The organism is Gilliamella sp. Gris3-2, from assembly GCF_001690345.1.
Classification (GTDB): Bacteria; Pseudomonadota; Gammaproteobacteria; order Enterobacterales; family Orbaceae; genus Gilliamella; species Gilliamella bombi.
In genome coordinates this window covers 1-12,642 of sequence record NZ_LZHB01000080.1, presented here as the reverse complement: position 1 = coordinate 12,642, position 12,642 = coordinate 1, and the positions used below count along the sequence as shown (strand labels likewise).

The following is a 12,642-nucleotide window of genomic DNA, read 5'->3' as shown; positions in this document are numbered from 1 at the left end:
TCGTGCTTATGGCACAAGGCGTCTACAAGCAGAGCTGAGAAAGCAAGGCATAACCGTATCTCGACGCCGAATAGGTCGAATCATGGCGAAAAATGGCTGGGTTTCGAAATACACCTGTAAAAAATATTGTATTCATACAGAAAAAAGCAATGAATCACCGGTGGGGAATGAACTGAATCGAGAATTTGATATAGGTCAACCACGAAAGATATTGGTGACCGATTTAACCTATGTAAGGGTTAAACAACGTTGGCACTACCTTTGTGTAATTGTTGATATCAGTAATCGAGAAATAGTGGGGCGAAGTGCTGGCAGGCATAAAACAGCGGCACTGGTCATGCAAGCTATGAGTCAAATTCCAATGAACTTACAGACGATTGAGTTGTTTCATTCTGATAGAGGAAAAGAGTTTGATAATCATTTGATTGATGAATGTTTAACAGCATTTGGAATTAAACGGTCGTTAAGTCGCAAAGGCTGCCCCTATGATAATGCAATTGCAGAAAGCACATTCAAAGCAGTGAAAACAGAATTTGTGTCAAATACTATTTTTGATTCACTGGCGCAACTTAAATTGGAATTTAATCACTATGTGGATTGGTTTAATTATAATCGACTTCATTCAACATTAAATTACCAGTCGCCGATTGAATACAAAAGAAATCGATGACCTTATCTTTTTGGTACTAAAAAGTGTGGACATACCAAAACACATATTATTCATGACTGTTACTACAAAACGAGGAAGCAGGCTAATAAAGCACTATTTGAATATATTGAAATCTATTATAATCGGATACGCCGTCATTCAGCCAATGGCTGGGTATCACCTGAACAATATGAACAACAATATTACCAAAACGAAAAAATGATAGAGGCGGGCACTGTCTAATATTTTGGCGAGGATCAAGTAACAGAATAATTTTGTTGTAGTTGCTGTGCCCACGTTTTACGTACCGTTTTGGGCAACTAAGGCTTTTTTATAATTTCTTCCTGAAGCTGTGATTTTAAGCTCAGTTTGGCAAACATCTGCTTATGCTTGCGGTTTTCAGCCTCCAGCTCCTTTAAGCGTTTGATATCCGAAGTTTCCATACCACCGTATTTATCACGCCATTTATAGAAAGTAAAATTACCCATGCCATATTTACGGCACAGTTCTTTAACGGGAATACCCGCTTCAGCTTCTTTTAAAATAGCTACGATTTGATCGTTCAGCCATTTTTTTCATAATTAAATCCCCTTTTACTTTTATCATTGAGAATTTTCTACTTTTTTGCTGTACTATTTTAGGGGATAGTTACACAGGCAATCGCTATACAGGCATTTATTCCGATAAATCCCAATTTAGCCCAGCACTCTTATAAAAGATGATGTGTTAAGCAAAAGTTTTTATACTATTAAATGTATTTATTTAGAATCAGCAAGTAATTAGCGATTCAAAAGATAGGAGTATAAAACCTAAAGAGAGTTCTTTCTTATTTAGGCGCAGCTGATATTATTAATTCAATATAAAAAGGAAGTTATTGTAAAATATCTATCAATATTTTGCTAAGACCATTTTCCCCAAAACTTATAAAACTTATTGCTTGCTTTAATTGGAAAAAATTTATTGGTTAAATTTTAAAGGTCAATAATGGTGGGTCGTGAGCGATTCGAACGCTCGACCAACGGATTAAAAGTCCGCTGCTCTACCGACTGAGCTAACGACCCATTTGTTAAGAACTGCTGTGCGCTTAACAGTTGAAACGATAAGTAATTTCGGGGTGCTATAATACTTACAATTGTATTACTACGCAATCACTTTATTGCTACATTTTTCTAATCGCTGATTATTTATACATTTTATTTTAGTGACGCTAATTTTTTATTAGCAAGCACTACCGTATTCTTATCTTTTGGGTATTTATTCACTACTTGTTGAAAAACAGTTTTAGCTTTTTTGGTATCTCCTTTATCAAGTAAAATTAACCCCACTTTATAAAGACTATCAGCAGCTTTGGAAGAAGACGGAAAATCTTTTACTACAGTAGCATAATAAAATGAAGCCTCATTTTTTTTGCTTTGTTTATATAAAAGCTGACCTAGCCAATAGTTAACATTAGCTCGATAACTAGACTTTGGATAAGATTTCAAATGTTTTTTAAAGGCATCAATAACCTCGTTATTTTGCTTGCCGTCATTAACAAATCGGATTATAAAATTATAATCCGATTTATCATCGCCAGTAGTTACCCATCCAGATAAATCTGACGAAGATTTGGACAAAGTAGGATCTGAAGATGTTTTTGAACTATATCCTTCTCCTTGTAAATCAAAATCAGTATTTGAAGAAAATCCAGGACTATTAGTCATTTGTTGAAGAATCATTTTCTGGCGTTCAATTATCTGATTAAGTTGATATTTTGTCTCTTCTAACTGACCACGAAGAGTATCTACATCTGCTTGCAAATCGCTAATTTTTTGTTGGTTTTCAATCAATAACTGTCCCTGTGCTTGAACCGTTTGATCAATGTCGGAACTACTTGCTGCACAACCAGTAAATAAAAGGAATAAAAGTAATGTGAGTATTTTTTTATGCATATTATATAAGACTCAGTGTAAACTTAAAATTAAAAACGGCTGAATAATCAGCCGCTATAAGATGTTATTAGTATCCTACATAGGTTACTACTGCACGACGATTTTTAGCATACGCTTCTTCATCATGACCTAACACAGCAGGTTTTTCTTTACCATAAGAAACAATTTCCATTTGACTTGCAGAGGCACCGTTACCTTGTAAATATGATTTAACTGCAGCTGCACGACGTTCACCTAATGCGATATTGTATTCTGGAGTACCACGTTCATCAGCATGACCTTCAATAACAACTTTTATGTTATTTGTACGAATAAATTCAGCATGTGCATTCAATAATGTTGCATACTCAGATCTAACATTATATTTATCAAAGTCAAAATAGACTGTATTAATTTGTTGTAATTTTTGAAGTTGCTCTAAAGCTTCTTTTGATAAAGCACCATTTAAATTACCACTAACGTTATGACTGCTATTAGATGAGCAAGCTGTTACAGCGATTAATGGTAAAGCAACCGCTGCTACTTTAAGAAATTTAGAAAATTGCATTGTATAAACTCCTGTTGTTTGAATAAATTCTATTTATATATCTAACCAACTTTTAAGTAACGCCCGTTATGGGACTAAAAGATTAGAGTAATATATTATAACGACCTTAAACTTTACACAATTTTAATAATTGCAATGTAGTTGTTTTTTTAAGCTGTCTTTATAAATATGGTGACCATGCAGGGAATTTTACTTGCCCATCAGTAGCTGGTAACCTTGCCTTAAAATTACCATCTGTAGAAACAAGGTTCAAAATTGTACCTAACCCTTGAGATGAACTATAAATGATCATTGTACCATTTGGTGCAATACTTGGCGTTTCATCTAAAAAAGTATCAGTTAAACGTTGATAGGTTTTTGTATCCATATCATATCGAGTTATATGTTGTTCGCCATTATTGCTTGATATCATTGCAATAAACGAACCATCAGGTGACACTCTGGCATTCTGATTTTGCGTATTATCCCAAGTCACCCTCTGCGATTCACCTGTATTTATATTAATACTATATAACTGCGGGCGACCTGCTTGATCAGAAGTGTAAACAATAGTTTGATTGTCCGGCATCCAAGATGGTTCTGTATTATTACTACGGCTAGAAGTAATTTGAGTAATTTGTTTGTTACTTAACGTCATCATATATAAATTTAAGCTACCGCCTTTAGATAGAGCAAATGCTAATTTACTACCGTCTGGAGAAAATGCTGGTGCTCCATTATGTTGAGGGAAAGAAGCTATTGTTTGTACAGCTCCACTATCCAAAGTTTTTAACACTAATGAAGAATGCCCCCCTTCAAAAGTTACATAAGCTATTTTTTTCCCATCTGGTGACCAAGTAGGAGACATTAATGGTTCCTTAGAACGATGAACAGTAATTTGATCATAACCATCATAATCAGACACTCTTAATTCGTGCGAAAACGGCCCTTTAGTCATTTTTACAACATAAGCAATTCGTGTTCTAAATGCTCCCTTAATACCAGTTAGTGATTCAAAGATTTCATCACTTGCAGTATGAGCTGCATAACGAACCCAACGCTTTTCAATAGAGAATTGATTTTGAGCTAAAACTGTACCTGGTCGATTAACTGTATCGACTAATTGATAATTTATAAGATATTTTCCTGACGCATCAGGTTGTATTGAGCCAACAACAACAGCTGAAACACCAACTTTGTTCCATACAGTTGGAGTAACCTCTGAAGCTGTTGTCGGTTTCTGAGGCATTTGATTAACGTCAATAGGATTGAACTTACCACTGTTACGCAAATCAGAAGCAATAATTTCTTCAATGGTTTGTGGCGGTTCTCCACCACCTGTCCATTTAAATGGGGCAACAGCTATAGGTTTAGCTGAGCTCACTCCATCAGTAATAATAATTCTAACTTCAGAATTAGCCATTGAGGTAAAAAGTAAAATAAAACAAGTTGCCAAAAAGCGGAAGGCGAATTTGATCATCTTAAATTCCTTAATAAAAATAAGATACACAGAGTTGAATAAAATATAAAATCATAAAAAACAGAAAACCAAGCTTTTAGGAATTCATATGCTGTCTCTAATTAATTCCATATATTAAGCTTTACAAACCATTAACAATTATACCCTGAGCAAGATAGTCGATATCTAGTCACAAGTCTATAGCCTTTAAAATAAAAAGATTTTTATCATTTAATTGTTTGATTATATATAATAATCAAAGTGATATTAAAAATAATTATTCTAAATCTAATTGCTTATACTAATCCTATTTAGGTAAGGTTTAAAGAGTTTCATAAGATATTTTTATATAAGCGGTAGAAGGGATGTATTAAAAATGTTAAAGCCATTTGACAAATAGCCAAAAGTGATAATTTTGGCTTAATAAGTATTTCTATTTTTGACAAAATTCACAATAAAAAGTATTACGCTGTCCAATTTTTTGTGATTTTATTTCTGTACCACAAATCAGACATTGTTCACCTTCGCGTCCATAAACTTGTAACTCCTGTGCAAAATATCCAGGTTTACCATTAGACTGCAGGAAATCCTTGAGTGTTGTTCCTCCTTGTTTAATTGATTTAGTAAGAACTTGCTTAATAGCAGCTACAAGCCTTTCAAATTCATTTAATTGTAAGGAGTTTACTTTTCGAGTAGGGTTGATTTTTGCCATAAATAACGATTCAGAAGCATAAATATTACCAACCCCAACCACAATATGGTTATCCATAATCCAACTTTTTATGGGAACTTTTCGACTCCTTGCTTTTTCAAATAAATATTCAGTTGAAAATTCGTCACTTAAAGGCTCTGGTCCCAAATGTTGTAATTGAGATATTTCGTCTAGCGAATTTGCCCAAAGCCAAGATCCAAAACGCCTAGGATCGGTATAACGTAGAGTAACGCCGTTTTCTAAAACTAAATCAATATGATCATGCTTTTCTGCTTTTTGTGGATTTTTTAAAATACGTAAACTTCCAGACATTCCTAGATGAATTACGATCCAATTGTTGGGTAACTGTAATAATAAATATTTTGCACGACGTTTTATATCTAAAATAACTTGCCCGTGCACATTACTTATAGCCTTATCAACGGACCAACGTAATTTAGGTTGTCGAACAATAATTTTATCGATAATCTGTCCTTTCAAATACGGCAAAATACCTCGACGACTTGTCTCAACTTCTGGTAATTCAGGCATATAATTTCCATTTAGTTATTTAATAGGTCAGTAACCCAAGTTGGTGCCTGCTGAACGGACCTAGGCTGGTTATTCGCTGAGCATAAGCTATGAGGGTTAATTGTCCATACTGGTAAAGAGCGAATACCACTTCCATCACATTGCCACTGTCCATCACTATCAATAGGTACCATAAAAATATTTTGAGGTAGTGGCAATACTAATTTCTTTGGTGGATTATTTTGTAAATATTCACTATAAATTTTTAAGGCGCCAGTTGCTCCTGTTAATTTCATTGGAGAATGATCATCTAAACCAATCCAAACAACAGCAACATTTTTACCATCTATCCCTGTAAACCAGCTGTCACGAGAATCATTACTTGTTCCTGTCTTAGCTGCTAAATTAAATGAACCATATTTAGCTTTTAGTGAACGAGATGTCCCCGAGTTAACAACTTGCTGCATAGCATAAGTGGTTAAATAAGCCGATTGTTGAGATACGGCCTGAAGCTGTTGTGGATAGCTTTGATAAACTAGCTCACCTTTATCGGTCAATACATATCTTAAAATAGAAAGTGGAGATCGTTGACCATTATTAGCTATCGTTTGAAACATCTGCGCCGTTTCTAACGGTGTTAATTCTAAAGCACCTAGTAATCTTGATGGTAAATTAGATATACGGTCTGTTGATACACCTAATGATTGTAAAGTATTCCTTGTTGCATCAAGCCCTAATGCCATTCCTAGATTAACTGTTGGCACATTAAGCGAAAGTGCTAAAGCATCTACTAACATAACACGATCACGAAATTTACGATCATAGTTTTTCGGTTCCCAATAACCATTACCATCAAGCTTTATTGATAAAGGTTTATCATCAAGCCAAGTATTAAGTTGGTAATGGTCGGGTTGCCCTAGTGCAGTTAAATAAGTTGACGGTTTAGCTAATGAACCAATTGCTCGCTGAGTTAACCAAGCACGGTTATATCCTGGATAACGAGGTTCAGCACTACCAATGATAGAGCGAATTTCTCCAGTTTCTCGGCTAACTATAACCATTGCTGTTTGTAATTCTTTATTAGTTGATTTTCGCAGTTTCTCAATTACGTTAGTTACCGCTTGCTCTGCAGCTGATTGAGCTACAGGATCAAAGGTAGTAAAAATCTTCATACCAGACAGATGTTCTGCCTTATCGCCTAATTGTTTTCTAAGTTCACTACGCACAACTTGCATAAATGCTGGTTGTGGCGAAATTACACCACCTTTGGGCAAAACTGATAGTGGGCGCTGACTTAATAAATTATACAACTCATCATCAATAATACCTTGCTGCTGAGCAAGTTTTAAAACAACATTACGACGTTCAATAACTTGTTGAGGTTGTGTCCAAGGATTATATAATGAAGCTCCTTTTACCATGCCAACAAGTACCGCTTGCTGATCTAATGTCAGTTCATTAACTGGGCGACCAAAATAGTAAAGACTTGCTAATGGAAAACCATGGATCTCTTCACTACCCGCTTGCCCAAAATAAACTTCGTTTAAATAAAGCTCTAAAATTCGTTCTTTGCTATAGCGTCCATCCAAAATAAGAGCCATATAAGCTTCACGTATTTTGCGACTTAAACTACGTTCGTTAGTTAAAAAAAGGTTTTTGACTGTTTGCTGAGTTAATGTACTTCCACCTTCAGTACGACCTGTTGTTAAATTAACAAAAATCGCACGACCAATAGAATATAAACTTACGCCATGATGATCATAAAAACGTTTATCTTCCGTTGCGACTAATGTTTGTAATAATGAATCAGGAAACTCTTTTAATGGAACAAACAGCCGTTGTTCTCCATTTGGAGAATGCATCATAGTAATTAATTTAGGATCAATCTTAAGCAATCCAAAATCACGACCTGAATCTAGATTAGTAATACGATCAATACGATTTTCATAAAAAGTTATTCTAACTCTAAAAGCTTGCTCTTCACCATCAGGAAAAGTAAAAGGTCGACGATAAATTTCAACCGCATCATTTCTTACAATAAATTCGCCTGGACGAGTAGCTTTGGTATCTTGTTGACGATATTGCGCACCAACTAATATTGTTACCACATCATTTAGACTATATTCACTATCTGGTTCAAGATCAATAATTTGTCCATAAACTGCAGCCGGTAACTCCCATACATTTCCATCAATCCGTTCTTTAATTTGTTGATCAAGATAAACGCCATAAATAATAGCCACTGCAGCAAAGACAAGAAACAACTTAAATAGTAGTGTCAAAAATCGTCGCCAAAGTGTAGTCTTTTTATTTTTTCTGGTCTTTTTAGAAGAGCGTTTTTTTTCTGTTTTAGTTGATGTTTTCAAACTGCACCTAACATTTATTATTAAATAATAATTAGCTTATGATAACATAATTTTTAAGGGCACCTTGACCACCTTTTTTAAAAAGGCCAGGTAAGTAAAGGTTTAAATATAAAAACAAATATATAAACTTAAAAGTTTAGTTGAGAGCTAATACTTCTAACTTTTGAAAAGAATGCCTTTCTCGACTTACCTGTTAATCCTTCTGAAATAGGTAAACTTGCTGTTAATGGATTAACTGGCTTGTTATTAATATGTAATTCAAAATGAAGATGAGGTCCAGTAGAACGCCCTGTATTTCCCGATAGGCCGATTTTATCGCCTTGCTTAACTTGTTGACCTGGTTTAACTAAAATTTTATCCAAGTGCATATAAGTTGTCATATACTGACGACCATGCCGAATAGCAATATAGTTACCCGCTGAACCACTATATTTTGCAATTACTACTTCACCATTACCAACGGATAATACAGGAGTACCACGTGATACAGCAAAATCAACACCATTATGAGGGGCTATTTGTCCTGTAACTGGATGTAAACGACGTGGATTAAATCCAGAAGAAACACGTGCTTTTTTCGCTAAAGGATAACGGAAAAAACTCTGCGATAAGCTGTTACCATTAATATCATAATATTTACCATCATCAGCTAAAATAGCATAATAATCCTTATTTCCATTTTTAATTCGAATACCTAACAACTGACTATTAGATAAGCTTTTACCATGCATTTCCCGTGTTAGAGCAACTGAAAATTTATCACCAACTTGTAATCGACGAAAATCTAAGCGCCACTGTAAAGCGCGAGTAATAATACCTATTTCATTACTAGTTAACCCACTTTTTCGAGCATCGGCAACAAAACTAGATTTAATGTCACCTTTTATAACAATATTTTGTGGGATGACTTCAGCAGTTTCAGAACTTTCTATAAATTTATCACCCGATTTTTCATAGATTCGAATATTATTGCTTGATATTGTCCAACTAAAAGTTTGCAAATTATGATTATCATCAGTTGTCCAACTAATTTGTTGACCAATTCGTAGATTTGCAAGTTGCTTAAATTTTGTTGTTAATTGATAGATATCATTTTTATTAACATTATAACGAATTAGAATATCATGCAGAGTATCGCCACGAACAATAGTATATTGTACTGCATTATCTTTACCATCAACGATATCATCTAATTCATCTTTAACAATTTCATCTTCAGGAACATCAGATGATTCAGCAACGGTAGCCATTTTCCCATTTACTATCTCGACTTTTCCATCACCATCAATAGAGCTGGAATTATCATTTACAGTAGTTTCAACTTGAGGAGTTAAAGGAACATAAATTGTTCGATCCAAATTGAGCGGACGCCACAGAACAGTAAATAAAATAACAATAAAAAGAACGCCCAATATTGAAAAATAGGGAATTTTAAAATTATTTTTTTCAATACTGAAGGATTTTATTTTTCTTGCCAAAATTAACCTTAACTATTTATTACTAAAACTAATTTTTATCTAAACAATCCAACAGTTGCTGTGTTAAATTTGTTAAAAATTGTAAATATGCACCTTTTGAAGGTGTTATACTCGTTCCTAATGGATTCAATTCTCCAATTCGAACATCTGTTCCACTCACTAATTTTTCAATAACTGCAGGGCTAAACTGTGGCTCACGAAATACACATACTGCTTGGTGCTCTTTGAGCTCCTGTTGAATAGCATAAACTTTTTGAACACCGGGCTGAACTGCTGGATTTATAGTAAAACTGCCTAGTTTTTTTAATCCGAACTGTGCCTCAAAATACCCATAGGCGTCATGAAACACAAAATACCCTCTATTTTGTACGGTAATTAGTTTTTTTGCAATGTTTTGTTCTGTTTCTGTGAGTTTAGTAATGAATTCGTTTAAATTTTCATCAATTAATATGCTTTTATCTGGATAAAGCGTAACAAGTCTATCATGAATTGATTGTGCGATAATTTTAGCAATTTTAGGTGAAAGCCAAATATGCTCATCATATTCACCATGGTGATCTTGATTGACCTCATCATGAGAATGATCATCTTCGTGATCATCATGGCTGGTTCTAAGTAACGATTTGATTTCTGGTACAGCCATTAATTCAATTTGCTTTTGCTTATCTATATTTTTTAAAATTGTTGGCATAAAAGCTTCCATATCTTCACCGACCCAAACCACAAGTTCGGCTGATTTAAGTTTTGCTAAATCAGAGGGCTTTAAATAATAAGTGTGTGGAGATGCGCTATCAGGAAGTAAAATATCATTATCAGTTACTCCTGAAGCAATGGCTTCAGTAATAAACCCAATGGGCTTTACAGATGAAATAACTGTCGCATTAGCTATATTAGTGATAGTTTGCATAAATATTAATGAACAAAATATCATTAAAGAACAGATTAATTGTTTACTATTTTGTGCAATATATTTTTTCACACCATATATCCTATATTTAAAAGTATGATAGAATAAAAACATTAATTGTTATAATATAACATAACATTGTTGTAGGCAAGGGCTCTTAACGATATGACACCACTAATTTCTCTTGATAGTGTTTCAGTAGAAATTGACCATCAAAAAATATTATATGACGTTTCGTTAGCAATACATCTTAATCAAATTATTACATTACTTGGTCCCAATGGTGCAGGTAAATCAACTCTAGTAAAAGTCATTTTAGGTTTAATTCCATTTACTTCAGGGACAATTAAGCGTTCAACCAATTTAACAATTGGTTATGTACCACAATCAATTAATTTAAATACCACTCTGCCTATTACTGTTAAACGTTTTATGCACTTAAATAAACAGTTAAATACCGAAAAAATTTTTAATACGTTATCAATGGTAAAAGCTGAATATTTGATTAATAAATCTATGCATCAATTATCGGGTGGAGAATTGCAACGCGTATTATTAGCTCAAGCCTTAGCAAAGCAACCTCAATTATTGATTCTTGATGAACCAACTCAAGGAGTGGATGTTAGTGGTCAAGTATTATTATATGATTTAATCGTTAATGCAAAAAAACAGTTTAATTGCGGTGTATTAATGGTTTCTCATGATCTTCATTTAGTTATGGCAAAAACAGATGAAGTAATTTGTTTAAATCATCATATTTGTTGTTCAGGTACACCTGCTATTGTATCTAATGATCCTGAGTTTATTTCTCTCTTTGGACGACATGGGGCTTCACAAATCGCTGTTTATAAACATCATCATAATCATCAACATGATTGCTGCACTTCTACTATTGATCAACATAAGCAAATTGCTATGTCTAGTTATGGAAAAAAAAATAATGATTGAGTTACTATTACCTTCTTTATTAGCTGGTTTATGCTTAACAAGCATAACTGGTCCCTTAGGTACTTTCGTTGTTTGGCGTAAAATGTCTTATTTTGGTGATACCCTATCCCATGCTGCTTTACTTGGTATCGCTTTTGGTTTTTTACTGAATATCAATTTATTTTATGCAGTCATTTGTGTAACTCTTTTACTGGCCTTAGGATTACTTTGGTTAGAAGCTCAAAAACAACTTCCAATTGATAGTTTACTTGGTATTTTAGCTCATAGTGCATTATCTCTTGGTTTAGTTGTAATTAGTTTAATGAATAATATCCGAATCGATCTAATGGGATACTTATTTGGTGATCTATTATCAGTAACATATTCTGATCTCTATCAAATTACTACTTGTGTAGCATTTATTGGTGCCTTATTGCTTTGGCGATGGAATGACATTTTATTTATTACTGTAAGTGAAGAGTTAGCTTTTAGTCACGGTATTAATGTTCAAATAACAAAATTGCTTTTAACTCTACTGTTGGCGCTAACAATAGGTCTATCAATGAAATTTGTTGGAGCTCTGATTATTACATCTTTACTTATCATCCCTGCCGCAACAGCCAAATATTATTCAAAAACTCCCGAGGCAATGGCAATAATTGCTATAATAATTGGTATGTTATCAGTGATTACAGGACTAATATTTTCTTTTATTTACGACACACCAACAGGGCCATCAATTGTATTAAGTAATACTTGTTTATTTTTTATATCATTATTTATTTCAAAATCCTGGATTCAAACATGAAGTGCAATTTTAAACACGGTGGAGTGAAGAAAGTAGAAAGGTGATTTATACTAGCACCTTCGCACCACCACAGTTTGGAGATTGCTATGCATTATAATCACCTGATCCTCGCCAAAATATTAGACAGTGCCCGCCTCTATCATTTTTTCGTTTTGGTAATATTGTTGTTCATATTGTTCAGGTGATACCCAGCCATTGGTTGAATGACGGCGTATCCGATTATAATAGATTTCAATATATTCAAATAGTGCTTTATTAGCCTGCTTCCTCGTTTTGTAGTAACAGTCATGAATAATATGTGTTTTGAGTGTATGAAAAAAACTCTCAACAACCGCATTATCAAAGCAGTTGCCTCTTCGACTCATGCTT

At 33.9% G+C, this 12,642-nt stretch carries 12 protein-coding genes, 1 tRNA gene and 1 pseudogene; 4 read left to right on the top strand and 10 right to left on the bottom strand.

Features of this window, described 5'->3' with window-relative positions:
* Together A9G32_RS11775 and A9G32_RS12705 are read left to right on the top strand one after the other, a co-directional pair.
* Window positions 1-670: IS3 family transposase (locus tag A9G32_RS11775; RefSeq protein ID WP_141672909.1), on the top strand; the 670-nt coding region annotated here is incomplete at its 5' end.
* A 15-nt stretch (window positions 671-685) separates the two neighbouring features.
* Window positions 686-892: pseudogene (locus A9G32_RS12705) on the top strand (IS3 family transposase); the annotation flags it as partial.
* Between the two features lie 77 nt (window positions 893-969).
* Here the strand turns inward: A9G32_RS12705 and A9G32_RS11770 are convergent.
* From A9G32_RS11770 to znuA, 9 genes are all read right to left on the bottom strand, one after another.
* The gene (locus A9G32_RS11770; RefSeq protein WP_065590720.1) at window positions 970-1,215 is read right to left on the bottom strand and encodes a transposase; all 246 of its coding nucleotides are present in this window, start codon (window positions 1,213-1,215) and stop codon (window positions 970-972) included.
* 419 nt (window positions 1,216-1,634) lie between these two features.
* Window positions 1,635-1,710 (bottom strand) — tRNA-Lys (locus tag A9G32_RS11765).
* A 132-nt stretch (window positions 1,711-1,842) separates the two neighbouring features.
* Window positions 1,843-2,580 carry a tol-pal system protein YbgF gene (gene ybgF, locus A9G32_RS11760; protein WP_065590721.1) on the bottom strand — a complete coding sequence of 246 codons (738 nt, stop codon included), beginning with the start codon at window positions 2,578-2,580 and terminating at the stop codon, window positions 1,843-1,845.
* Between the two features lie 67 nt (window positions 2,581-2,647).
* Window positions 2,648-3,127, bottom strand: a complete 480-nt coding sequence (pal, locus tag A9G32_RS11755; RefSeq protein WP_065590722.1) for a peptidoglycan-associated lipoprotein Pal — start codon at window positions 3,125-3,127, stop codon at window positions 2,648-2,650.
* 160 nt (window positions 3,128-3,287) lie between these two features.
* On the bottom strand, window positions 3,288-4,583 hold the full coding sequence (gene tolB / locus A9G32_RS11750) for a Tol-Pal system beta propeller repeat protein TolB (protein ID WP_065590728.1): 1,296 nt from the start codon (window positions 4,581-4,583) through the stop codon (window positions 3,288-3,290).
* Between the two features lie 415 nt (window positions 4,584-4,998).
* On the bottom strand, window positions 4,999-5,808 hold the full coding sequence (mutM, locus tag A9G32_RS11745; protein WP_065590723.1) for a bifunctional DNA-formamidopyrimidine glycosylase/DNA-(apurinic or apyrimidinic site) lyase: 810 nt from the start codon (window positions 5,806-5,808) through the stop codon (window positions 4,999-5,001).
* An 11-nt stretch (window positions 5,809-5,819) separates the two neighbouring features.
* A complete protein-coding gene (gene mrcB / locus A9G32_RS11740) occupies window positions 5,820-8,153 on the bottom strand; it encodes a bifunctional glycosyl transferase/transpeptidase (protein WP_065590724.1) in 2,334 nt (777 codons plus the stop codon).
* 128 nt (window positions 8,154-8,281) lie between these two features.
* Complete coding sequence (mepM, locus tag A9G32_RS11735) at window positions 8,282-9,631, bottom strand: murein DD-endopeptidase MepM (RefSeq protein WP_065590725.1); 1,350 nt, start codon at window positions 9,629-9,631, stop codon at window positions 8,282-8,284.
* Window positions 9,632-9,659: 28 nt separating this feature from the next.
* Complete coding sequence (gene znuA, locus A9G32_RS11730; protein ID WP_202983961.1) at window positions 9,660-10,610, bottom strand: zinc ABC transporter substrate-binding protein ZnuA; 951 nt, start codon at window positions 10,608-10,610, stop codon at window positions 9,660-9,662.
* A 93-nt stretch (window positions 10,611-10,703) separates the two neighbouring features.
* Here znuA and znuC point away from each other — a divergent pair, with 93 nt between their 5' ends.
* Both znuC and znuB read left to right on the top strand, forming a co-directional pair.
* Window positions 10,704-11,486 carry a zinc ABC transporter ATP-binding protein ZnuC gene (znuC, locus tag A9G32_RS11725; protein ID WP_065590726.1) on the top strand — a complete coding sequence of 261 codons (783 nt, stop codon included), beginning with the start codon at window positions 10,704-10,706 and terminating at the stop codon, window positions 11,484-11,486.
* A complete protein-coding gene (gene znuB, locus A9G32_RS11720; RefSeq protein ID WP_065590730.1) occupies window positions 11,479-12,273 on the top strand; it encodes a zinc ABC transporter permease subunit ZnuB in 795 nt (264 codons plus the stop codon). Before znuC ends, znuB begins: the two co-directional genes overlap by 8 nt.
* 119 nt (window positions 12,274-12,392) lie before the next feature.
* On the opposite strand, the gene A9G32_RS11715 is transcribed toward znuB, so the two are convergent.
* Window positions 12,393-12,642, bottom strand: a 250-nt coding sequence (locus A9G32_RS11715; protein WP_141672908.1) for an IS3 family transposase, incomplete at its 5' end; no start/stop codon positions are given.